Origin of the sequence: Mucilaginibacter gilvus (assembly GCF_004054195.1) — a bacterium.
In the GTDB taxonomy this organism is placed as follows: Bacteria; Bacteroidota; Bacteroidia; order Sphingobacteriales; family Sphingobacteriaceae; genus Mucilaginibacter; species Mucilaginibacter gilvus.
The window spans coordinates 148,207-171,536 of the sequence record NZ_SBIW01000004.1; the positions used below are offsets into that span (position 1 = coordinate 148,207).

A 23,330-nucleotide genomic window follows, 5' to 3' on the forward strand; every position below is an offset into this window, starting at 1 on the left:
TAACGAGATAAACATGCGCGCAGTACTACAACGGGTTAAACAAGCAAGCTGCACTGTTGATGGAAACATTACGGGAGAAATTGGCTTAGGCTTTTTAGTTTTGGTTGGTATTGAAGATGCCGATGCAGAGGAAGATTTGCTATGGCTGGCGCAAAAAATAGTGGGTATGCGTGTGTTCGGCGATGAGAATGGGTTGATGAATAAAGCGCTTGCCGATGTTGGTGGCGACATTTTGTTAATATCGCAGTTCACCCTATTTGCTCAAACTAAAAAAGGTAACCGACCATCGTTTATAAAAGCCGCCCGGCCTGATAAAGCTATCCCGATGTATGAGAAAATGATAACCGTGCTGGAAACCCTTACCGGCAAAAAAATTGCCGCTGGTGTTTTTGGTGCCGATATGAAGATAAGCCTGCTAAACGATGGCCCGGTGACAATTGTGATGGATACGAAGGACAAAGACAACCATTAATTGATAACACGAGTTTCACTAAGGAAGGCGAATTTATCACGCTAAGCCGCCAAGGTATTTATGATTGCAACTATGTCTTTGTGCCTTCGCGTCTTAGCGTGAAATTATATTTAACAAAATACCATGGAAATAAGCGAAGCCCAAACCCTTGTAGACAACTGGATAAAAACAACCGGCATCCGTTATTTTAACGAACTCACCAATACCGCTATCCTGATGGAGGAGGTTGGAGAGGTTGCCCGTATTATGGCGAGGCAGTACGGCGAACAGTCCTATAAAAAATCGGATACGGAAGTTAACCTGGCCGATGAGATGGCTGATGTGCTGTTTGTGCTGATCTGCCTGGCTAACCAAACCGGCATTAACCTTACCGATGCGCTGGAGAAAAATATGGTAAAAAAGAGCATCCGGGATGCCGACAGGCATCGGAATAATGAAAAGCTAAAATAATACAAATCGACATAAAAGTCTATTTATTTGAAATAAACAGAATATAATTCTGTTTATTTCAAATATTACACAATATAATAATGTTCCACTGCGTTTAGGAGATAAAACTGAACCACATTATTATGAAAACTTTATTTGCTTTTGTCCTCCTCTCATCGGTAATATTAACAGCCTGCCACACCGAAAGCCAACCGGAAAAGGTTGCAATATCAGAAATACAACTGGCTCCGCTTGTCGAGGAAAAGGCGATGGACGTATCTACGCCCCTTCCCCCGGTCGCAAGCTCAACCGGAAATTCGGAAGAAAGCTCAAAAGATACCGGTAAGAAAATAGTAAAAGAAGGGCAGGTGAATTTTGAATGTCGGAACATTTCTAAAACACGCACCGCCCTTTATAAGTCTTTGGCTAAATTGGGTGGATATATCGCGGTGGAAAGGCAAAATGACGAAGGGGATTCTACCCGCAAAGTATATTTTATGCAAGTGAGGGTACCAGCTGATAATTTCGAGCGGTTTTTAAGTTCAGTACCCGAAACGGCCGAGCGGATCGATTCCAAAAACATCCATATGACGGATGCAACTTCGGAGTACATCGACTTGAATGCCCAGCTCATTAACAAAAAGGCATTAGAAGCCCGGTATTTAGAATTACTAAAAAAGGGTACCAAAATCAAAGACCTTTTGGAAATAGAAAATAAAGTTGCCGAAATAAGAACCGATATAGAATCAACCAAGGGAAATTTGAACTACCTGAGTATGCAGGTTGCATACAGCGCGCTTGACATTACCTTTTATGTTGATCCTCCTATAAGGATTAACGTACGCACGTTTGGTTACCGAATAGTTACAGCTTTGTCAGATGGGACGAATGCCCTTGGGTCATTCTTTATTGGACTTTTAGCAATGTGGCCTTTATGGATATTATCAATTCCCGGCTATTTTGCAGTAAAAAGCTGGAAACGAAAAACAGCCGCTAAGTTAGCGGCACAAGAAGCCGCCTAAACCAATTTCACCAACCTATCGCCATTTAAAACCGGGATGGCGGTAGTTAGGTCTACCTGCAGGCAAAAGGCTATGTCTTTTTCTATGCCCAGCTTTTTCATGCGTTCGCCGTGGGAGGTTTTATCAAGGTATTTGGCAATATCAGCTTTCCCTACCTGGAAAAGATCGTTTGCGGCGATTGCGGGGTCGTCTAATACGTATCCGCTGGTTTTTAAGTGTTCAATAACGGCCCCGGCAAACAGCGTATCCTCCAGATTAAAATTATTCTTCCAGCCAGCGCAAACCAGCAGGATGTTTTCGTTTTGCATTTTTAGCCAGTTACAAAGCGCCGTTAAATTTAAAAACGAACCGATAACAATTTTCTTGGCCTTGCGGGATAAATGCAGGGCGTGTGTACCATTTGTAGTGGTAAGCACCACGGTTTTGCCCAATACTTTTTCGGGCGTGTAAGAGAATGGCGAATTGCCAAAGTCAAAGCCATCAACCACTTCACCATTGCGTTCGGCAGCCAGCAGGTAATCTAAGCCCTTTTCGCGGTAAGCGGCGCATTCTTCCACCTCCGATACCGGGATAATGGCTTCCGCGCCATTCTCGATGCCATAGCAGATAGAAGAGGTCGCGCGGAAGATATCGATTACTACGACTATATAATCCGAAACATTATATAACGGGATGAGCGCGGGAGTGAGGCAAACGTCGAGCGCGAGCCCAGCCCCCCAACCCCCTGAAGGGGGAGCAGAAGTTTTGATGTCTTTAGTCATTTTAATTCAGTTCCCCCCTCAGGGGGTTAGGGGGCTTGAGCTATGTAGGTTATTTATAAAACGGCGGTTTAACCACCTTTGCTTTTACTTTGTTATCGCGGATGCTGATAAATATTTCCGAACCTTCTTTGGCAAATTCGTTTTTTACGTAGCCCAGGCCGATAGCTTTTTGCAGCGATGGTGATTGTGTGCCCGATGTTACCCGGCCAATGTTGTTACCGTCGGCATCTACAATGGCGTAATCGTGTCGGGGGATACCGCGGTCTATCATTTCAAAACCAACCAGTTTTTGGCTTACGCCTGCTGCTTTTTGCTGTTGCAAAGCTTCCGAGTTGGTAAACTCCTTGCTGAACTTGGTTACCCATCCTAAGCCAGCTTCTAAAGGAGACGTCGTGTCGTCGATATCGTTTCCGTATAAACAGAAGCCCATCTCTAAACGGAGGGTATCGCGTGCTGCCAAGCCAATCGGTTTAATGCCGAATGGCTCGCCGGCTTTAAATACGGCGTCCCAAATAAATTCGGCGTGTTCGTTATCAAAATAGATCTCGAAACCACCCGCGCCTGTATAGCCCGTTGCAGAAACCACTACATTGTTAATGCCGGCAAATGTTCCTTTTTTGAAGGTATAGTACTCCATCGAAGCCAGGTCAAGATCCGTTAAGCTTTGCAGCGCCTCGGCGGCTTTTGGGCCTTGTATGGCCAAGAGCGAGGTGCGGTCGCTGATATCTTTCATATCTACGCCGTCGGTATTGTATTTAGAGATCCAGTTCCAGTCTTTTTCAATGTTGGACGCGTTCACCACCAGCATATAGGTTTTTTCGTCTATGCGGTAAACCAGCAGATCATCTACAATGCCGCCGTCTTCGTTAGGCAGGCAGGAATATTGCACCTTGCCATCGTATAATTTAGAGGCATCGTTACTGGTAACCTTTTGTATCAGCGCCAGCGCGTTCTCGCCTTTCAAAATAAATTCGCCCATGTGGCTTACATCAAACACGCCAACGCCTTTGCGTACGGTTTCATGTTCGGCATTGATGCCGATATATTGTACCGGCATATTGTAGCCCGCAAAGGGAACCATTTTAGCGCCGAGTGCGGTGTGTACTCCTGTTAATGCAGTGTTTTTCATGCTTAATTATTATCGGGGCAAAAGTAGTAAAATAGCTTTAATTGCCCGCGGTTTAGATAATGGACCGGTAAAAGTCTACCAGGCTTTCGGTAACCTTATTTATATCGTGCTGCTCTTCCATTAATTTGCGCGCGTTTTCCCCAATAGTACGGCAATATTCTTCATCCCTTACGCATTTTAGTACCGCGTTGTAAAACTCATCGGCATTATTGGCAATGAGAATGCTCTCGCCGTGCTTAAAGTTAATTCCCTCCGCGCCAATGGTGGTAGATATGATACACTTTTGCATCGCCATTCCTTCTACAATTTTAACCCGCATGCCCCCACCGGAAAGTAAAGGCACTATCATGATGGATTTGCTGTTGATAAATTCAAGCGCATCATCCACTTCGCCCTGTATAAATACCTTCCCGGGCACCTCGTACTCGTCAAATTCCTCGGGAATGTTGTTGCCGGCCACGTAGAATTTTACTTTCAGTTCGCCATCAACAATATCTTTATGAAAGTTATTCATGAACCATTCTATACCCTCGCGGTTGGGGAGCCAATCCAGCGAGCCTAAAAAGAACAGGCTGGGGCACTCGGTTTTAGCGGGCGCGGGGATATACATGGCAAGGTCTACACCGATGGGCAATACCCGCATGGGGGTTTTTGTGCCGAAGGATAGCATGGAAGCTTTATCCTGCCCGGTAAATACCGCTATACCATCAAACTTGTTAAGCAGTTCCAATTCATAAGTTTTTACGCGGCGCGCAAGCAGGTTGAGGTACCATTTCTTAATTGGATCGCCTTTTTGCTGCGCCAGCCTGCGCCATACCTGGTGCTCAATATTGTGGGCGCGGTAAACGATGCGGGTTTTTGAACTTTTGCGGATAGCGGCGAGATAAGGAACTACAAAAAGCCCCTCCAGCTGTATAATGTCGTACTCGTTATCTTTTAAGTTTTGAACCAGCAGCTTTTCAAACCCGGCGTCATAATACTTATCAATATTATATGAGTTTTTGGTGAAGATGTTGCTCACAAACTCTATCCACGAAATGCGGGTATCAATATCGTATTCTTTATACTTAATTTTTCGGAGCAGCTCGTCGGGCTCCAAAACTTTGTCGGTATGCTTTTTTACGTTGAGGCTGATGAGTGAAACTTCATGACCGTGATTGATCAAACCTTTTATGGTATTGCCTACCACAATAGGGTAGCCTCCATTCTGCGGAAATGGTACACGGTGGGTTAAGATCAGAATCCTCAAAGCGAGTAATAATTGGTTCTTTCAAAGTTATCAACCTTGTGCCGTTTGGCAAAGCAATGGCTAAAAAATAGTGAGCTGCGGGTTGGTAACTTTAAAAGTTTTACGATGATATGGCGTATGCCCCAGTTCCAGTACGGTTTTGCGGTGGCTGGTGGTAGGATAACCCTTGTTGTTATGCCAGTTATATTCTGGATGTTCGGCAGCAATTTGCTTCATATAATCATCCCGGTAGGTTTTGGCAAGGATGGATGCCGCCGCAATGCTGAAGTATTTACCATCGCCTTCTATGATGCAGGCATGTGGGGTTGTGCCGTATTTATTAAAGCGGTTACCATCTATAATTAAGAATTGCGGGGTGAGGTGCAGTTTAGCAATGGCGCGGTGCATGGCCAAAAAAGAAGCGTTGAGGATGTTGATCTCGTCTATCTCCAAATTATCGCAGCAGGCAACTGCGTAGGCAATCGCTTTTTTTTCTATCTCCACACGAAGCTGGTAGCGCAAATCTTCGGTGAGCTGTTTAGAATCGTTGAGCAAATGATGGTCGAAATCGGGAGGTAAAATAACGGCTGCTGCATATACGGGGCCCGCAAGGCAGCCGCGACCGGCTTCGTCGCATCCGGCTTCTATAAATTCGTGCTGGTACCGGGATAGCAGTACCCTCTTTTCTTGTTCCTTCGCTTTCAATTTCACAAATATCCTGATTATTTAGCTCTGGGTAACGTCCGGGGTTGAAATTTAATTTTCACTTGATGCCTTAACCCCGTAACGTATTGCAGCTTCAAGTACATTAATGTTTATATCTTTCAGCGCTTTGAATTTAATGCAATACCCGGTAACGCTTGCTTTGCCTATTGTTGTTCCAAACGTGTGGGCTAAGTATTTCTTATCTTCAATACCAAGAATATAGACAGAAATTCCAGTTGTGTTTGCACTGATGCCAATCTGATAAAACTCTCTTACGGTTCCATTAGTATATTTCATGGTGTAAAATCCATACCCTATACTGGGGTTACTAACAGTTTTGTTTTCGCTGTCTTTACCATCCAAGAACCATAATTTACAACCCGGCAGGGTTTGAAGGATATGCTTATGCAACGCTGCCATGTCGCTACGTTTTAGTTCGGGTTGGCTATTAATATAGTTTTCTATTTGTTCTTGTATGTTCATATCAAATTAGGGTTGCTAACCAGCCCTTTTCAAATCTCGCTTATTTTTTAATTATACACTAATTTCAAACGGAGCCACTTTGGCGGAAACAGCGGAATGCATGTGAAAAAATAAACCCTGTTGAGTTAATGCCGTCAAACTAACATCAGAAACTAATGTTTACCCTTTATGCGGATAGGAGGAGGCATATTTATTTTATTGTTGGTTTGTACCATTCAATTTGGCTATGCGCAAAAGCCGCCACCCCTGCCGCATGGTATGGTGTTCGGCATAAAGCCAACGGATATAGCACCGGTACGCGCTTCGCAAATAGAAGCCTCTATGGCAAAAAAAACGCGCATAACAACCGCCATTGTGGGCAAGGTTATCCGGGTAACCCAATCGGAAGGCGGCTGGTTTGAAATGGATGCCGGCAAGGGTAAAGTAATTAACGCGCATTTTAAAAATTATGGGGTCAATCTGCCGAAAGCTTTGCGCGGGCGTGTTGTGATCATAGAAGGTGTTGCACAAAAGCAATTTATTGCAGACGATATGCAGCACTTTGCAGGAGATACGGTAATTGGCGCTAAGCAGCATAACGTTAAAGCTAACCCTAAGCAGCGACTAACTTTTGAGGTAAGGGGATTGATGGTGGATGAATAAAAGCCTTGTTATGCTGAGCGATAGCGAAGCTTCTGATGGTCGATAAGCAGAGCGGCAATGCAAGTTCGCTATTAGATGCTTCGCTATCGCTCAGCATGACAATTGGGTGTGTAAAGGATAGGCTGACGTGCGCACGATGCAAAAAAAATAGCGATAGGTTTCAAACCCATCGCTATCTGTTATGAAGCGGTTGCTTAAGGATTACTATGCCAACTTCGCTTCCTTCGTAAGAACCGACAGTTCTAAATGGAACGATTCTGCAAACAATTCTTTTACCTTTTGCACTATTTCTGCACGGTTTACGCTTGATGCATCGCGGCGGCATTTAAGGTGGTGCTCGCGGGCTATCTTTTCGGCGAGGTCGCCAATGGTTTTTACTTTAAGCTCTTTGCCAAAACGGCCGGCAAGCCTTAGGCCCGCTATAGAAACAATTAAAGCAAGGGTAGCTACAGTACTGTTTATCCAAAATAAAGCGATGGAAGCAACCAGCAGTAAACCAAATGTCCAAACTATCCATTGCTTAGGCTGCAGCAGGTTCATGTGGAAACCCATTTCGGCCTCAATGTCTGCAACCACTTCAATGCGGTTATCCCGCGGAAATAGCTCGCAAAGTTTAGTTTGAGGTTTTACCAGGTATTTTTCTGTTGGGTTTTTAGCGTTGATAGCGCTACGCAGTTTGTAAAATGCCTGCTGCGTAGTGCAGCTGTCTGCCTGCGCGTGTTTAACCTTTGCTACCACTACATCGCATAGCGCGCCAAAGGTTTTTGCCTCTTTTAAATCGGCATCATCAAAGGTGATATCAAACGATTTTTCTACCTTAAGCAATACATCGCCAATATCTTCGGCGTCGAAGTTGTTTAAATTAAGGCCAGGGGTGGCGCTTTTTATGTTAAGTTTCAATACGATCGAACTAAATTAAACCATTGTTTATAACAACAATTGCGGCTGCAATAAACCTATAAAAATTCAAATTCCAAAAATTGGATTTAAATTTATTTACTCAAGTACATTGATTTTTCTTTATACAAATGCCTGAAATACGGGTCCTGCAGATTAGGGATAAACCTGATCGCTTCACCTGTTGATTTCATTTCGGGGCCTAATTCTTTGTTCACCTCAGGGAATTTATCGAAGGAGAATATAGGCTCTTTGATGGCATAACCCCATAGTTTGCGCTCTATCGTAAAATCTTTCAGTTTGTTAACCTCCAGCATCACTTTAGCGGCGATGTTTATGTAAGGAACATCGTAAGCTTTGGCGATGAAAGGCACCGTGCGCGATGCGCGCGGGTTAGCTTCTATCACGTATACCGTATCGTTCTTCACCGCAAACTGGATGTTAAGCAAGCCACGCACGTTAAGGGCGCGCGCTATTTTCTCGGTGTATTCTTCCATCTGGCTGATCACACTGTCGCTCAGGTCGAAAGGAGGCAGCACGGCAAATGAATCGCCCGAGTGGATCCCGGCAGGCTCTATGTGCTCCATCATACCAATAATGTGTACATCGTCGCCGTCGTGGATAGAATCCGATTCTGTTTCAGATGCACGATCCAGGAAGTGATCGATCAGTACGCGGTTCCCCGGGAGGTTTTTCAGCAGGTTCACTACTGCTTTCTCCAGGTCCTCGTCGTTTATTACAATGCTCATGCCCTGCCCGCCTAATACATAGCTCGGGCGAACAAGCACAGGGTAACCAACTTCGTGCGCTACAACCAATGCTTCTTCGGCACTTTCGGCTACGCCATATTTAGGGTAAGGGATACCAAGCTCTTTCAGCAGGTCGCTAAAACGGCCACGGTCTTCGGCGATGTCCATATTATCGAATGATGTACCGATAATTTTGATGCCATGCTCGTGCAGCTTTTCGGCCATCTTTAAAGCGGTTTGGCCGCCAAGCTGTACAATAACACCAAGTGGTTTTTCCAGTTCGATGATCTCGCGGACATGCTCCCAATAAACCGGCTCAAAGTAAAGCTTATCGGCCATGTTGAAATCTGTAGAAACCGTCTCCGGGTTACAGTTGATCATAATAGCCTCAAAACCGCTTTCTTTAGCGGCCAATAAGCCATGCACGCAGCTGTAGTCAAATTCGATACCCTGGCCAATACGGTTAGGACCCGATCCCAGCACGATGATCTTCTTTTTATCCGATACGATGGATTCGTTCTCTCCCTCGTAAGTTGAGTAGTAGTAAGGTGTTTTGGCGGCAAACTCGGCAGCGCAGGTATCCACCATTTTGTAAACGCGGCGGATGTTTAATGCCTGGCGGCGCTGGTAAACATCTTCTTCGGTAACGTTGCCTAAAATGTAAGCGATCTGCGTATCCGAGAAACCTTTTTGTTTCAGGGTGAAGAAGAAATCTTCGGGGATGTTGTTTAATGAATAACGGCGAAGCTCGTTCTCCATATTCACCACTTCCTGTATCTGGTTCAGGAACCAACGGTCTATTTTAGTTGCCTTGCGGATAGACTCTACCGGTACACCCAGGCTCATGGCATCGTAGATGTGGAAAAGCCTGTCCCAGCTTGGTTTTTCCAGGCTGTGCATAATTTCATCGAGGTTGCGGCTTTGGCGGCCGTCGGCACCTAAGCCTGCGCGGCCAATTTCCAAACTCTGGCAAGCCTTCTGCAACGCTTCTATAAAGCTGCGGCCAATACCCATTACCTCGCCTACCGATTTCATGGTTAACCCAAGCTCGCGGTTAGCGCCTTTAAATTTATCAAAGTTCCAGCGGGGGATCTTTACAATAACATAATCCAACGTTGGCTCAAAGTATGCAGATGTTGTTTTGGTGATCTGGTTCTCTATTTCATCCAGGTTGTAACCAATGGCCAGCTTTGCAGCTATTTTAGCGATTGGGTAACCGGTTGCTTTTGACGCTAATGCTGATGAACGCGATACACGCGGATTGATCTCAATGGCGATGATAGATTCATCTGCCGGGTTTACCGAGAACTGTACGTTACAGCCGCCCGCGAAATTACCAATGGCACGCATCATTTTGATGGCCTGGTTACGCATCGACTGGTAGCAGCGGTCGCTTAGGGTCATGGCCGGGGCCACTGTGATCGAGTCGCCGGTGTGGATGCCCATCGGGTCAAAGTTCTCGATAGAGCAAATGATAATTACGTTATCGTTACCATCGCGCAGCAGCTCCAGTTCGTATTCTTTCCAGCCTAAAACGGCTTGCTCTACCAATACCTCGTGGGTGGGTGAAGCCTGCAGGCCGCGGCTTAAAGCAGCATCAAATTCTTCTTTTTTGTGTACAAAACCGGCACCTTTACCCCCCAGCGTATAGCTTGGGCGTATCACCAGCGGGAAACCAATTTCCTGCGCGGCTTCTTTGCCTTCGAGGAATGAGTTGGCAATTTTTGAGGTTGCAACACCAACGCCAATATCCACCATTAACTGGCGGAAGGCCTCGCGGTTCTCTGTTTTTTCTATCGCCGCGATATCAACACCTACAATTTTAACACCGTATTTTTTCCAGATGCCTTGCTCATCGGCCTCAATACAAAGGTTTAGCGCGGTTTGGCCGCCCATAGTAGGCAGTACAGCATCAATTTTTTGTTCGATAAGTATTTTCTCGATGCTTTCGCAGGTAAGGGGCAGCAGGTAAACGTGATCGCCAATAACCTTATCCGTCATGATGGTGGCGGGGTTGCTGTTGATGATGGATACGGTAATGCCTTCTTCTTTGAGCGAAAGGGCGGCTTGCGAGCCGGCGTAATCAAATTCGCATGCCTGGCCAATAATAATAGGGCCAGAGCCGATGATCAGGACGGATTTGATGGAGGTATCTTTTGGCATAGGGCTTTTTTTAATTAAAAAGTTCTAAGATAAGAAGTCAAAGTATATCAATATGATAACAATTTTTCCTATGCACTGAAGGCGAAATCCCGACCTCAGTGTCGGGGTGCAAAGATAGTAATTTACAGGTATTTGAAATTTATTTTTTAATTTAATAAAATTTGCCCCCGTAACCCAACCAAACCGAAACTAATACCGTAAAAACGGGTTGTTTATCTTAGTTTTCACCAGTCCTGTTAATCCCCAATTATCATGAAGAAACTCCTATTTGTTTTAGCGGCTGTAATATTGGTATTTACCCGCTGCGGCACAATGCAATCTATCATTAAATCAAGCTTTCCGTATACCGCAACGCTGGTTATACCGGCATCATCTTCTACCGGTACTACACTGACGGCCATTAGCCAGGGTACCAGCTTTGACCAAAACTTTGCAAAAAATGGTAACAACGGCGCACAGGTGAGCGATGTGCACATTGTATCGGCCAAAATGGTTGCAACCATCCCGTCCGATTTTAATATAGGCAACCTGGTGTCGGCAAAAATATATATGGCTAAAGCAAATGGTGAGGGCGAGGTTTTGGTGGCATCGCGTACGGATATAGGCGCAAACAGCGGCAACAATATTACGCTGGATATTGATAACACCCACTTTTTAGATGAACTGGTGCGCGAAAAAAGCGTGCGTATAAAAATGGTTTACCAGTTGCGGAATAAAATAAGCCTTGATGCCAGCTTAAGGGTGGTGCTGGGGATAACGGCCGATCCGACTAAGTAATATTATTCCTCTTGAGCGAGAGACAATGAAATAGGTATCGAAAACCTTACCCCTTCCCTTTCCCGGAATCCGTATCGCATGCCGGGTTTCCATGGGGATGAATCCTGTAATGCACGTATCGCTTCGCTATCTAAACCTGCGCTAACGCCCCTCTAAAGACATATGTCACTTAATTTACCGTCTTCTTCAACATAAAATGTTAAAATAACCTTGCCTTGTATTTTTTTATTGCGCTCCTCGGCCGGGTATTTAAAGTGCCTTGAAAGATATTTTAAAAAGGCAGCACCACCTCCGGGATATTCCGGCGGGACTTCGCGTTTGCCAGGGTAGGTACATGTTTTTCCATTTTTGGTTGCCATGGCCGAAATCAGTTCGCCATTTTTGTACTCCTCCTTGAATGCCACTTTCGTGTATTCATCTATCCCCTTCCAACTGCCTTCCCGCTTGCTGTTTTTAAACGCCCCCTCATCATTAATTTCGGTGAAAGCGTCATTGTAAAGAGTATAATAACCATTTCCATCAGTAAACTTTACTACGCCTGTAGAATCGTAAATCTGTTTTATATAGGCATCCTTCAGAAGATTATAGGAAAATTGCTCTGTAGGATATTCTATGTGCATATACAGAACCCCATTGGGATAATACCTATAACAATCGCCGGCTTTCCACCCTTTAGTGTTATTATAAACCAAAGATCTTTTACCGGTCTCAAAATACTCCATGCAAGGCCCTTCAAATCGCTGAGGATAAATGGAGCTTGATTTACCAACAAGCTTCCGTTTTCCGCTCGGGTAGTAATCAAGCACGTTGTAAAGCTCTGATCCGGCATCGGGTTCTCTCACAATACGGATAAAGTCGGCGCTGTCTTTAGTGGAAACCGTGTCTCCGTTCTTTTTATAAAAATATACATCCTGGTTTTGTGCGAAGCAATGCAAAGCGAAAGATAAAAACAGGGCGGTAAGGATAAACTTCATGATAATGGCCTAAGCGTTGGTGTAATTTAACTGTTTTTTTACCGGTTGCCAAGTTTGAGGATGTTGAAATGGCCCGTTAGTGCAGTACAAAGTTTACCGGAACAGCAAATGTTACCCTATTGGTTTGGCCAAAACGTATTGCGAAGAGCATAATGGCGAATTTTTAATTACCCGTGCGGCTTCCTACCCGGCACCGGGGCTTACCGTTTTTTGCACCTAACGTCAACAGGGTTTTCGCTAGGGTAATTTATTTAATTAACTTGTTATTAGCGTCCGGGAAGATCAGAATCGGCTCATAACTACGGGCTTCTTCGGCCTCCATGTACGCATAGCTCATGATGATAATAATATCGCCTACCTGGGCAAGCCTTGCGGTTGCACCGTTAAGGCATATGGTGCCGCTGCCGCGTTCGCCTTTTATCACGTATGTTTCAAAGCGGGCGCCGTTGTTGTTGTTAACTATTTGTACCTTTTCGTTGGGGATAATATTGGCGGCCTCTATCAGGTCTTCATCAATGGTAATGCTGCCAACATAATTCAGTTCGGCCTGGGTTACCTTAACACGGTGAAGCTTCGATTTTAAAATCTCAATAATCATAATTACACGTCATCTGTCAATAATCCTACCATTTATTTAGTTGTAACGAAGCAGGCGCTTTAAAATGACGGTGCAAAGATACAAGTATTTTTTACTCATACTTCATGGTCAATACTTCATCGTTTGCAGATGTTGTGTGCCGTAATTATGGCAGATGTTGCCGTCTGTCATAATTACGAACCAGCCGACATCAACTACCTGATCACCACATTATCTATCAGCCGGGTTTTGCCTACGCGCGCCGCGGTAAGCGCCACAATAGATGTGGAGTTTTCGTCGGCAGGCAGCAGTGTTTTCCCATCGGCTATTTCAATATACTCGGGTTCAACGCCGGGTTCGCTTTGCAGCATGGCCATGGCATCCTGCTCTAATTGAAAGATGTTCTTAACATCAAAATTGCTTTTAAGCCAGTTTAAGGTTTTAGAGAGGATGAGGGAGTGTTGCCGGTCGTCGGCAGTTAAATGGATGTTTCGCGAACTCATGGCCAGTCCATCGGCCTCGCGTGCTATAGGGCACATCACCATTTGCACGGGGATGCTTAAAAGCTCCACCATGCGGCTTACCACCATAAACTGCTGGTAATCTTTTTGCCCCAGGTACAGGGTGCTTGGTTTCACAATATCAAGCAGTTTATAAACAACCTGTGTTACCCCCTGGTAATGCCCCGGGCGAAACTCCCCCTCCAGCAAAAACTCCAGTTGGCCTATATTTAAATGCCAATGCTCATTATTATCATAAATTTCTGATACGGGCGGATTGAACAAAATATCGCATCCGGCGGCTTCCAGTTTGCTAATATCGGCGGCTATAGGGCGCGGATAGTTCTGCAGGTCCTTAGGGTCGTTAAACTGGGTAGGGTTCACAAAAATGCTGCAAACAGCCAAATCGTTGCTGGCTTTAGCTTGTTCTATTAAGGAAATGTGGCCGCGGTGCAATGCGCCCATGGTGGGTACAAAGCCAATAGTTTTACCATTTAAACTGGCTAAATATGACTGAATTTTGCTTCGGGTGCTGAATATTTTCAATGGATTATTGGCTGGGAAAATTTGCTAAAGGTGGGCAATAGATTAAAAATTACCAAATAGGCTTGCATTATTGGTTGCCAGTTGATATAATAATGCTTATATTTGCAGACTCAAATTTTTTGACTTCTTACATTTTAAAATTCTGATTTAGTGATGGGTAAATCTAAGCTTTTGTTCATAACTCATGAAATGTCTCCTTTCCTCGAACTCACAAAAATTGCCGAAATAACACGCCAGCTTCCGCAAGCAATGCAGGAAAAAGGCTACGAGATACGCATTTTAATGCCGCGTTTCGGGAATATTAACGAGCGTAGGAACCGTTTACATGAAGTTATTCGTTTATCAGGGATGAACATCATTATCAACGATAATGATAACCCGCTGATCATAAAAGTAGCGTCTATCCCGGCAGCGCGTATGCAGGTTTACTTTTTAGATAACGAAGAGTATTTTCAGCGCAAGCATGTATTTAACGATAAGGACGGTAAGTTTTATGCCGATAACGACGAGCGTACCATCTTCTTTTGCAAAGGCGCGTTGGAAACCGTTAAGAAATTAGGCTGGGCACCAGATGTTATTCATTGCCACGGCTGGATGAGCGCTTTGGTACCCGCTTACTTAAAAACCACTTATAAAGACGACCCTACTTTTAAAAACTCAAAAGTGGTTTACTCTATTTACGAAAATGACTTTACCGAGAAAATGGATGCCGATTTTGCACGTAAAGCCGTTATGGGCGATATGACAGAAGCGCATACCGAAGTTTACAAAGAAGGTACTAACTCTGCTATGTATGCAGGGGCTATACAATACAGCGATGGTATTGTACTGGCCAGCGAGAACATCAATGCAGATGTGTTAAATAATGTTAAAAACAGCAATAAATCGGTATTGGATTACGTTTCCACTGCAGATTACGAAAATTATTACAATTTTTACGACGAAATCACCAGCGACGAATTGGTGCATGTTGCATAAGCTTTAAAACTATATATGAAATTTTACAAATTAGGCTTATTAACCCTGTTAATAAGTCTTTTTATTTTGAGTAGCTGTAAAAACCAGGACGGCATAGGTTTAGGTGTTGATGCCGGAAACGAGCTTAACGGTACATTATTAGCCGACACTAACATTGTTGTTACCAACGTTTTAGAGGATACATTAACTACCAACGGCCTTTTCAGGACGCCGCTGGCTTATTTTACAGACCCCGATTTAGGCACAACCGAATCTAATATTGCCGCCCAAATTACTTTACCAGGCGGCGCGGCCTACACGTTGCCTACCGGTACTATCAGCATCGATTCTGTTTTGCTGGTGCTGCCATACGCGTCTTCGGGGTTTTACGGCGATTCGCTTACATCCAAATATAAAATAAACGTTCACCAGCTAAACGAAAAGTACGTTTCGCAAACCTACTATAATACCAAAACATGGAACTACTCGTCTACGTTGTTGGGTACCAAAACCTTCACCGCGCGTTCACACGATACCATCAAGATCGTTGATATTGTAAAAGGCAGCAAGGATACTTTAAAGAAAGTGTCCCCTCAAATTCGGGTTCCAATTAACCCCGACTTTGTTGGCGGCGGCAATTTTTTTGAAGGGCCCAGTACGTTTCGCTCGTCTACCCTTGCGTTTCAAAACAACGTAAAAGGGATATACCTTACGCTTGATAAAGCGGGTACTACCGGGCCGGGTGGCAATATTATGTTGGCAATGGATTCTGCCCGTTTTGATGTTTATTTTAAAGTGAATAATGGAGGTGTTATAGATACTGCGCTAATAAACTTGCCGGTTGTAACAGCCACGCACATGGCCTCTATTAAACACACTTATAGCACTAAAGTACAGGCCGCCTTAAATAAAACCTCCACAGACGGGCTTATTTATTTGCAGGGTATGGCCGGTTTAAGGGCCAAAATAGAGTTTCCGGGCATTAAAAACACTTTCGCTACTTTGGGTAATAATGTAATTATTAACCGCGCCGAACTGGTTATTAAACCGGCTCCTGGTACAACAGTTCCTTATGCCGCGTTAAGCAGGCTTACCATGTATCAGCTCGATCTGGCTAAACAGCGGGTTAGGATACAGGATGCATCAACAGCTGACCCGAGAGGGATTAACGGCCCATCCTTTTTTAGTGGTTTTTACAACAAGGCAACCGGCGAATACCACTTCCTGGTTACGGCCTATATTCAGGACCTTGTTAGAGGCAAAACGGTAGACTATGGTACCTACATTGCACCGGTAGACCCTACGGTTGCTACATCGATCAACATTAACCCGATAGCAAACTACGCAGAGCGTACCATAACTCCGGGTAAAAACTCGCCTTCGCGCATCAAGCTCAACATTATCTATACCAAGATAAATCAATAGTCAGCACAACTTATCAGCAAAATCGATGTTTATTATTTAACAAACATTGATTTTGCTGCATTAAGGCTATTTTTGCGGCCATACATCTAAACTTTAATATATGTGCGGTATAGTTGGCTATATAGGTTACCGGGATGCATATCCCATTATTATAAAAGGGTTACACAGGCTGGAATACCGCGGATACGATAGCGCCGGCATAGCCTTGGCAGATAAAGGCCTTAAGGTTTATAAAAAAGCCGGCAAGGTTAGCGATCTGGAGAGCTTTGTAAAAGACCTTACACTCACGGCCACTGCCGGCATGGGCCACACGCGTTGGGCCACCCACGGCGTACCAAGCGACCGTAACTCGCACCCTCACTCATCCGGCGACCGCAAGCTTACCATCATTCATAACGGTATTATTGAGAACTACGTAGTGCTTAAAGAAGCGCTAACGGCTAAGGGGCACACATTTAAAAGTGATACCGATACCGAAGTGCTGATTCACTTGGTGGAGGATATCCAAAAAACTACAGGGCTTGATCTGCAGGAATCTGTTCGCCTTGCGCTCAATCGTGTTGTTGGCGCTTATGCTATTGTAATTATGAGTGCCGACAGTCCCGATGAACTGATAGCCGCCCGTAAAGGCAGCCCTATGGTAATTGGCGTTGGTAAAGGCGAGTACTTTATAGCTTCGGACGCTACACCGATAGTAGAGTATACCAAAAACGTTATCTATTTAAATGATAACGAGATCGCCTACATTAAGCGGGACGCTCTGTTGATCAAGAATATAGACAATACGGTGCAAACCCCGTACATACAAGAACTTTCTTTAAAGCTGGAGATGCTTGAAAAAGGCGGCTACGACCACTTTATGTTGAAAGAGATATACGAGCAGCCGCGCTCTATCCGCGATTGCCTGCGCGGGCGAATCTACCCTACCAAGGGCCTGGTGCAGCTGGGCGGCATTAAAGAGTATGTGGAGAAGCTAAAGAATATCGACCGCATTATTATCGTTGCCTGCGGTACATCGTGGCACGCTGGTTTGGTGGGCGAATACCTGATAGAAGAGTATGCGCGGGTACCTGTTGAAGTAGAGTACGCATCGGAATTTAGGTACCGCAACCCCATCATCACCTCCAAGGATCTGGTAATAGCCATTTCGCAATCCGGCGAAACGGCCGATACAATGGCCGCCATAGAACTGGCCAAAGAACGCGGTGCAACCATCTTTGGTATTTGCAATGTGGTTGGCGCATCTATACCAAGGCTTACCCACGCGGGGGTTTATACCCACGCAGGGCCCGAGATTGGTGTTGCGTCCACCAAGGCATTTACCGCGCAGGTTACCGTGTTAACTTTAATTGCCTTTTACATAGCGCAGCAAAGAGGCACCATTACCCAGGGTAAACTGGTGGAATACCTTACCGAGCTGAACGAGATACCGGACCTGGTTACGCGCACCCTAAAAACCAACGACCAGGTAAAACTTATTGCCGAGCGTTTTAAAGATTCACCAAACTGTTTGTTCCTGGGACGGGGTAGCTCGTTCCCCGTGGCGCTGGAGGGTGCTTTAAAGCTTAAGGAGATTTCATACATCCACGCGGAAGGATACCCGGCCGCCGAGATGAAACACGGCCCAATAGCCCTGATAGATGCCGATATGCCGGTTATATTTATCGCTACCAAAAACTCGTCGTACGAAAAAGTGGTGAGCAATATACAGGAAGTGAAGGCACGCGGCGGCCATGTTATCGCCATCGTATCTGAGGGGGATACCGACGTTAAAGAAATGGCCGAATATGTGATAGAAATACCCCAAACCGGCGAAGCTTTTGTGCCGCTGCTGGCTACCATACCTTTGCAGCTGCTTGCTTACCACATTGCGGTGCTCCGTGGCTGTAATGTGGATCAGCCGAGGAACCTTGCAAAATCGGTTACGGTGGAATAGTTTTTAGAGGTGAGATAAAACATTCATCATCCCAAGTAAGATAGTAAACGCCGGCGCAATGCCGGCGTTTTTGTTAATAGCTTTTTATCTCATACCTGCCATTCCAATCTTTTTACCGCCATAGAATAAAACAATATTTTTTATATTCGCATAGTTTATATCTATCAAGAGTATGACCATTACCCAACTGGAATATATTATAGCCGTTGATACCTACCGAAGCTTTGTTGGTGCGGCAGATAAATGTTTTGTAACCCAGCCCACGCTGAGTATGCAGGTACAAAAACTGGAAGATACCTTGGGTGTAAAGCTATTCGACAGGAGCAAACAACCCGTTATCCCAACAGAGATTGGCAGTGAGATCATCGCCCAGGCGCGGGTGCTGCTTGCCGAGAGCGAAAAAATAAAAGAGATCATCAGCGACAGGCAAAAGGAGCTTTCCGGCGAGTTGAGGGTGGGCATTATTCCTACCGTTGCGCCATATATACTGCCGAAGATCATACAAGGTTTTGTGGAGAAGTACCCGGGGGTGAAGCTGATCGTTTGGGAGCAAACAACCGAACAAATTATTCAGCAATTAAAAATGGGCACGCTGGATTGCGGCATACTATCCACGCCGCTGCATGAAAGCAGTCTTACCGAGGTGCCTGTGTTTTACGAGAATTTTGTGGCCTATGTGTCAAAAAACAGCAAGTTATCTAAAAAGAAGAACATCGTTCCGGATGATATTGACATGGAAGAAATGTGGGTACTAAACGAGGGGCACTGCATGCGGGAGCAGGTGCTAAACATTTGCCAGCGCCGCAAGGCCACCAAAGGCTATCAGCATTTTGAATACAATACGGGCAGCGTAGAAACGTTGAAACGCATGGTAGATATGAACAACGGCGCCACTATTTTACCCGAACTGGCCCTGGCCGATTTGAACGAAAAACAGTTGGATAAAGTCCGCTATTTTAAAAGCCCAGAGCCGGCCCGCGAAGTAAGCATTGTAATGCACCGCAATTTTTTGAAGCGCCGCATGATAGAAGCTTTGAAAAACGAAATTTTGAATTTTGTGCCGAAACGGCTTCGCAGTAAAAAGAAGAAGGAAATAATGGATATTTAATATTGCCGCCTTGTCATGCTGAGGAACGAAGCATCTATTCGACACTTTGCAGGCCGACAAGCATGTTGACATAGGTCCTTCGCTATCGCTCAGGACGACAATGGAAGAGGCTTACTCTTCGCTCGTAACTACCTTTAGCGCTTCCCTTATTTTCTCTGCTGTTGCCGCCAGTTCTTCTTGGCTTGGGGATAGTTTAGGGCGGGCAAAATTCATATCATCCACACGGTTCATAGGTATTAAGTGGATGTGCGCGTGAGGCACTTCCAGCCCGATAACCGCTACTCCAACCTTTTTGCAGGGGATGGCTTTCTTTACACCAATAGCTACAATTTTGGTGAAGATATGTAGCTCGTTGTAAGTGATATCATCCAGGTCGAAAATATAATCTACTTCTTTTTTAGGGATCACCAGCACATGCCCCTCTGCCAAGGGACTAACATCTAAAAATGCCAGGAAATCATCGGTTTCGGCAACCTTATGGGCCGGGATCTCGCCTGCTATTATTTTTGAAAAGATAGTCATTTTGTAGTTGTAGGTGTAAAGTTATGAGTTTTGAATGGCCAGCGCGCACTCAAAACTCACAGCTCAAAGCTAACGGGATACTTCCAGTATCTCAAATTCAATTTTACCGGCTGGTACGGTTATCTCAATGGTTTCGCCTACTTTTTTGCCTAAAAGGCCTTTAGCAATAGGCGATGCTACTGATATTTTACCGGTTTTCATATCTGCTTCGCTTTCAGATACCAGCTGGTAACTCATGGTAGCGCCGTTCTTCAGGTTCTTTATTTTTACGATAGATAATGCCAGCACTTTAGTTACATCCAGTTTAGACTCATCCAGTAAACGGGCATTTGCCAGCGTTTCAGACATCTGGGATATCTTGGCTTCGTGTAAGCCCTGCGCCTCTTTGGCAGCATCATATTCCGCGTTTTCAGATAGGTCGCCCTTATCGCGTGCCTCCGCAATTTGTTTTGATATATCAGACCTGCCGGTAGTTTTTAACCGTTGTAATTCTTCTTTTAATTTTTCTAAACCTTCTTTGGTGTAGTAAGAAACATCTGCCATAGTACAGTAATTAATGAAATTTTATTTACGTTGTGCGCCAAAAAAAACCGCCCCACTATTTATAGCAAAATAGAAGAGCGTGATGGCCTTAAAAACAAACAAGACTACGTCGGCTTTGCCTGCATAGTCTTGTTTAGTGTAAAACGAAGATAAGGTAATTAAGTTTTAATATCCAAATTTTTGTTTTGAGGGGTTGCCGATTGAAAATGATTTTTTTTAATCACTGATAAGAAACCACTCACCACTTTCTATTCACTACCCACCGGCAAAGCCGAAAGCTTCTCCGCCATTACCTCACTTATTTTTCGGTAGCTGTCAAATGTCCAACCGGCTACATGGGGGCTCAGAATAACCTTGCCCGATTGGCGCAACTCATCAAACCAGGCTTGCTCTCCAAGCGCCGGGAATTTTTCAACTTCCAGTACATCCAGCCCGGCACCTATTATTTTATTTTGTTTGATGGCGTTTAAAACGGCGCTTGTTTTTACAACATTACCACGGGCAGTATTAATTAGAAAGATAGGCTTCTTAAAGTGAAACAAAAACTCATCATCTACTATGCCATTGGTTTCGCGGGTGAGCGGAATGTGGAGGCTCAGTACATCGGCGTGCTTTACAATTTCCTCCATGCTTACCTCCCGGGCGTATTTATCGCTGAAGCCGGTTTTGTATTTGTCATAAGCCAACACGCCAACCTGGAAACCCGACAGTTTGCGTGCAAAGCTTTGCCCCATGTGGCCATAGCCGATGATGCCAATGGTTTTACCTTTCAGTTCGTGGCCGCGGTTTGCTTCGCGCTGCCAGTTGCCCGCTCGGATCTGCGCATCGGCAATGTTGATGTTGTTCATCAGCGACAACAATAAGCCGATAGCATGTTCGCCAACCGCGTCTGAATTTCCCTCTGGCGCATTAATAAGGGTGATGTTGCGTTTGATAGCGTAAGCCTCATCTATATTATCCATCCCGGCCCCTGCGCGGCAAATGAAGCGCAGGTGTGGTGCGTGGTCTATCACCGCTTTATCTACCTGGAACTTGGAGCGGATAACCAAACCATCGTACTGGTTTAATATACCGATGGCCTCGTCGGTTTTGATGGTAGGCTGGTAATCGCAGCTGTAACCTGCAGCTTCGGCACGTTCAATAAAAATGGAGTGGATATTGTCAACGATGAGGATGTTGTTTTTCAATGCTTTGAATTTATAAAGAGCAAAATTACAAATTTCGCCAGAGTTTGTCTGAACTCGAATTTTTGGAATTAACGAATTTAAACTAATCAACACAAATTCTTTCGATTCTAAAAATTCGTTCAATTCAAGTTCAGACAAAAGCATTACCTGTCACATCTTCCGCCTTTTAAAACTGGCACGTAAATAGCATATACTTATATGCGGGTACTTTAAGCCGCATCCAAAAATGAAACTACCATTTAAACAAGCACGCATAGATATAAAACAGTACGCCGAAAAGCTATCGCAAGATGGCTTTAAGCAGATATTTGACCATATTGACCAGTTCAACATCAAAAAAGGGGTGGATAAAATGGGACTGGATAAATTCATTAACCAATGCGCCTACCTCGCTGCGGGGTCTGGTGCCATATCCGGCAGCGGCGGTATTATCACCATGGTTGTAGGTATGCCGGTAGATTTTGTGAACCTAATTACCCAGCAATTTAGGGTTACAATGGCCATTATGTACTATAGCAGGGGCAATTACAAGATCACCTTCGAAGAGTTTATGGGCCTGGTGGCATCTTCATTTAAAATAGAAGCGGGCGTAGCCATGACCAAAACCGTAATGGAAAGCGTTGCCGAAAAACTTTTGCTTGCCTTTGGCGTACGCACTGCCGAACGACTGATACCTGTAGTGGGGGCTGTAATTGGCGGCACGGCAAACTACCTATTTGTAAAACGAATGGCCGATTCGGTTAAGAAAACGCAGGGGATTGTTGGCCCGGTGGAGATTAGAGTTTACTAAGCTTTATTCGCCGTTATCTCATTCGTCAGTTTCACAAAATCTTCTACGCTCAAGCGCTCGGCTCTCAGGTCGAGCGTTTTATTTTCGGTCATTTTTTCTTTGTTAATGATGGACGATAAGGCGTTTCGCAATGTTTTTCTGCGCTGGTTAAAGCCGGCCTTTACTACCTGCCAAAACAGTTTTTCGTCACAGCCCAACTCTGCTGTTTCGTTCCGGGTAAGGCGGATAACGGCCGATAGCACCTTTGGTGGTGGATTGAACACGCCGGCTTTTACCGTGAACAGGTATTCTACCTTATAGTAAGCCTGCAGAAATACACTCAGGATGCCATATTCCTTACTGCCCGGTTTATTTGCGCAGCGCTCAGCTACTTCCTTTTGGAACATGCCAACCACTTCAACCACCTGCTTGCGGTTATCCAGGATCTTAAAAAGGATCTGCGAGGATATATTGTAAGGAAAATTGCCAATTACCGCCATTTGCGGTTGAAAAATGGCCGCAAAATCTAGTTCCAAAAAATCTGCGTTGATCAAATGCGTGCCCAGCGCCGGGTATTTCTTTTGTAGGAACGTGTACGATTCTGTATCGATATCTATCAAAAAAACCTCGTATTCGGGCTTCTGCAACAAAAAATCCGACAGGATGCCCATGCCCGGGCCAACCTCCAGCACCTGTTTGTATTGATCAGCAGGGCGCAGGCTCTCCACAATTTTTTGCGCTATATTTTTATCAGTAAGAAAGTGTTGGCCTAAATGTTTTTTTGCTCTTACTAATGTCATTATCTAAGTATATTAAGCAAATTACGGCA

At 44.8% G+C, this 23,330-nt stretch carries 24 protein-coding genes; 10 read left to right on the forward strand and 14 right to left on the reverse strand.

All coding sequences use genetic code 11. The features are described from left to right. The first annotated feature begins 13 nt into the window (after positions 1-13). The 3 genes from dtd (at position 14) to EPL05_RS10685 (ending at position 1,923) form a co-directional block, all read left to right on the forward strand. Complete coding sequence (gene dtd / locus EPL05_RS10675) at positions 14-472, forward strand: D-aminoacyl-tRNA deacylase (RefSeq protein WP_128533951.1); 459 nt, start codon at positions 14-16, stop codon at positions 470-472. A gap of 123 nt (positions 473-595) precedes the next feature. After that, positions 596-922, forward strand: a complete 327-nt coding sequence (locus EPL05_RS10680) for a nucleotide pyrophosphohydrolase (protein ID WP_128533952.1) — start codon at positions 596-598, stop codon at positions 920-922. A gap of 122 nt (positions 923-1,044) precedes the next feature. Then, a complete protein-coding gene (locus tag EPL05_RS10685; protein WP_128533953.1) occupies positions 1,045-1,923 on the forward strand; it encodes a DUF4349 domain-containing protein in 879 nt (292 codons plus the stop codon). Here the strand turns inward: EPL05_RS10685 and EPL05_RS10690 are convergent. From EPL05_RS10690 to EPL05_RS10710, 5 genes are read right to left on the reverse strand one after another with little or no spacing between them, the layout of a single operon-like run. Next, positions 1,920-2,684 (reverse strand): 2-phosphosulfolactate phosphatase, encoded by a 765-nt coding sequence (locus tag EPL05_RS10690; protein WP_128533954.1) that lies wholly within the window; start codon positions 2,682-2,684, stop codon positions 1,920-1,922. The genes EPL05_RS10685 and EPL05_RS10690 overlap by 4 nt on opposite strands. Positions 2,685-2,733: 49 nt before the next feature. Further along, positions 2,734-3,813 (reverse strand): glycine cleavage system aminomethyltransferase GcvT, encoded by a 1,080-nt coding sequence (gene gcvT, locus EPL05_RS10695; protein WP_128533955.1) that lies wholly within the window; start codon positions 3,811-3,813, stop codon positions 2,734-2,736. Positions 3,814-3,865: 52 nt separating this feature from the next. Further along, the gene (locus EPL05_RS10700; RefSeq protein WP_128533956.1) at positions 3,866-5,062 is read right to left on the reverse strand and encodes a glycosyltransferase family 4 protein; all 1,197 of its coding nucleotides are present in this window, start codon (positions 5,060-5,062) and stop codon (positions 3,866-3,868) included. Between the two features lie 60 nt (positions 5,063-5,122). Then, a complete protein-coding gene (locus EPL05_RS10705; protein ID WP_243837273.1) occupies positions 5,123-5,752 on the reverse strand; it encodes a ribonuclease HII in 630 nt (209 codons plus the stop codon). Between the two features lie 45 nt (positions 5,753-5,797). Continuing rightward, positions 5,798-6,229, reverse strand: a complete 432-nt coding sequence (locus tag EPL05_RS10710) for a DUF1801 domain-containing protein (RefSeq protein ID WP_128533957.1) — start codon at positions 6,227-6,229, stop codon at positions 5,798-5,800. 168 nt (positions 6,230-6,397) lie between these two features. Here EPL05_RS10710 and EPL05_RS10715 point away from each other — a divergent pair, with 168 nt between their 5' ends. Beyond that, positions 6,398-6,871, forward strand: a complete 474-nt coding sequence (locus tag EPL05_RS10715; protein ID WP_128533958.1) for a DUF4920 domain-containing protein — start codon at positions 6,398-6,400, stop codon at positions 6,869-6,871. A 204-nt stretch (positions 6,872-7,075) separates the two neighbouring features. Here EPL05_RS10715 and EPL05_RS10720 read toward each other — a convergent pair whose 3' ends face one another. Together EPL05_RS10720 and carB are read right to left on the reverse strand one after the other, a co-directional pair. Next, on the reverse strand, positions 7,076-7,771 hold the full coding sequence (locus EPL05_RS10720; RefSeq protein ID WP_128533959.1) for a hypothetical protein: 696 nt from the start codon (positions 7,769-7,771) through the stop codon (positions 7,076-7,078). A 92-nt stretch (positions 7,772-7,863) separates the two neighbouring features. Then, the gene (gene carB, locus EPL05_RS10725; protein WP_128533960.1) at positions 7,864-10,680 is read right to left on the reverse strand and encodes a carbamoyl-phosphate synthase large subunit; all 2,817 of its coding nucleotides are present in this window, start codon (positions 10,678-10,680) and stop codon (positions 7,864-7,866) included. A gap of 252 nt (positions 10,681-10,932) precedes the next feature. Here carB and EPL05_RS10730 point away from each other — a divergent pair, with 252 nt between their 5' ends. Further along, entirely contained in the window at positions 10,933-11,457 is a 525-nt protein-coding gene (locus tag EPL05_RS10730) for a hypothetical protein (protein WP_128533961.1), read from the forward strand. Positions 11,458-11,609: 152 nt separating this feature from the next. On the opposite strand, the gene EPL05_RS10735 is transcribed toward EPL05_RS10730, so the two are convergent. The 3 genes from EPL05_RS10735 to panC all read right to left on the reverse strand — a co-directional run bounded on the left by EPL05_RS10735 (position 11,610) and on the right by panC (position 14,054). Continuing rightward, positions 11,610-12,431: a hypothetical protein gene (locus EPL05_RS10735; protein WP_128533962.1), complete on the reverse strand. Its 822-nt coding sequence runs from the start codon at positions 12,429-12,431 to the stop codon at positions 11,610-11,612. 247 nt (positions 12,432-12,678) lie between these two features. Next, entirely contained in the window at positions 12,679-13,029 is a 351-nt protein-coding gene (gene panD / locus EPL05_RS10740; RefSeq protein WP_128533963.1) for an aspartate 1-decarboxylase, read from the reverse strand. A gap of 194 nt (positions 13,030-13,223) precedes the next feature. Continuing rightward, entirely contained in the window at positions 13,224-14,054 is an 831-nt protein-coding gene (gene panC / locus EPL05_RS10745; protein ID WP_128533964.1) for a pantoate--beta-alanine ligase, read from the reverse strand. Positions 14,055-14,207: 153 nt separating this feature from the next. Between panC and EPL05_RS10750 the strand changes: the two genes are divergently transcribed. The 4 genes from EPL05_RS10750 to EPL05_RS10765 all read left to right on the forward strand — a co-directional run bounded on the left by EPL05_RS10750 (position 14,208) and on the right by EPL05_RS10765 (position 19,480). Continuing rightward, the gene (locus tag EPL05_RS10750; RefSeq protein ID WP_128533965.1) at positions 14,208-15,032 is read left to right on the forward strand and encodes a glycogen/starch synthase; all 825 of its coding nucleotides are present in this window, start codon (positions 14,208-14,210) and stop codon (positions 15,030-15,032) included. Positions 15,033-15,047: 15 nt separating this feature from the next. Next, on the forward strand, positions 15,048-16,436 hold the full coding sequence (locus EPL05_RS10755; RefSeq protein WP_128533966.1) for a DUF4270 domain-containing protein: 1,389 nt from the start codon (positions 15,048-15,050) through the stop codon (positions 16,434-16,436). Positions 16,437-16,536: 100 nt separating this feature from the next. Continuing rightward, positions 16,537-18,372, forward strand: a complete 1,836-nt coding sequence (gene glmS, locus EPL05_RS10760) for a glutamine--fructose-6-phosphate transaminase (isomerizing) (protein ID WP_128533967.1) — start codon at positions 16,537-16,539, stop codon at positions 18,370-18,372. 172 nt (positions 18,373-18,544) lie between these two features. Further along, on the forward strand, positions 18,545-19,480 hold the full coding sequence (locus EPL05_RS10765; RefSeq protein WP_128533968.1) for a hydrogen peroxide-inducible genes activator: 936 nt from the start codon (positions 18,545-18,547) through the stop codon (positions 19,478-19,480). A gap of 111 nt (positions 19,481-19,591) precedes the next feature. On the opposite strand, the gene EPL05_RS10770 is transcribed toward EPL05_RS10765, so the two are convergent. The 3 genes from EPL05_RS10770 to EPL05_RS10780 form a co-directional block, all read right to left on the reverse strand. Further along, positions 19,592-20,002 (reverse strand): HIT family protein, encoded by a 411-nt coding sequence (locus tag EPL05_RS10770; RefSeq protein ID WP_128533969.1) that lies wholly within the window; start codon positions 20,000-20,002, stop codon positions 19,592-19,594. Positions 20,003-20,071: 69 nt separating this feature from the next. Next, complete coding sequence (gene greA, locus EPL05_RS10775; RefSeq protein WP_128533970.1) at positions 20,072-20,545, reverse strand: transcription elongation factor GreA; 474 nt, start codon at positions 20,543-20,545, stop codon at positions 20,072-20,074. Between the two features lie 248 nt (positions 20,546-20,793). Continuing rightward, the gene (locus EPL05_RS10780; RefSeq protein WP_243837274.1) at positions 20,794-21,732 is read right to left on the reverse strand and encodes an NAD(P)-dependent oxidoreductase; all 939 of its coding nucleotides are present in this window, start codon (positions 21,730-21,732) and stop codon (positions 20,794-20,796) included. Between the two features lie 226 nt (positions 21,733-21,958). On the opposite strand from EPL05_RS10780, the gene EPL05_RS10785 reads away from it, so the two are divergent. Beyond that, positions 21,959-22,522 carry a hypothetical protein gene (locus EPL05_RS10785; protein WP_128533972.1) on the forward strand — a complete coding sequence of 188 codons (564 nt, stop codon included), beginning with the start codon at positions 21,959-21,961 and terminating at the stop codon, positions 22,520-22,522. On the opposite strand, the gene rsmA is transcribed toward EPL05_RS10785, so the two are convergent. Next, on the reverse strand, positions 22,519-23,301 hold the full coding sequence (gene rsmA / locus EPL05_RS10790) for a 16S rRNA (adenine(1518)-N(6)/adenine(1519)-N(6))-dimethyltransferase RsmA (RefSeq protein ID WP_128533973.1): 783 nt from the start codon (positions 23,299-23,301) through the stop codon (positions 22,519-22,521). The two genes, EPL05_RS10785 and rsmA, sit on opposite strands and share 4 nt — an antisense overlap. Between the last annotated feature and the right edge of the window lie 29 nt (positions 23,302-23,330).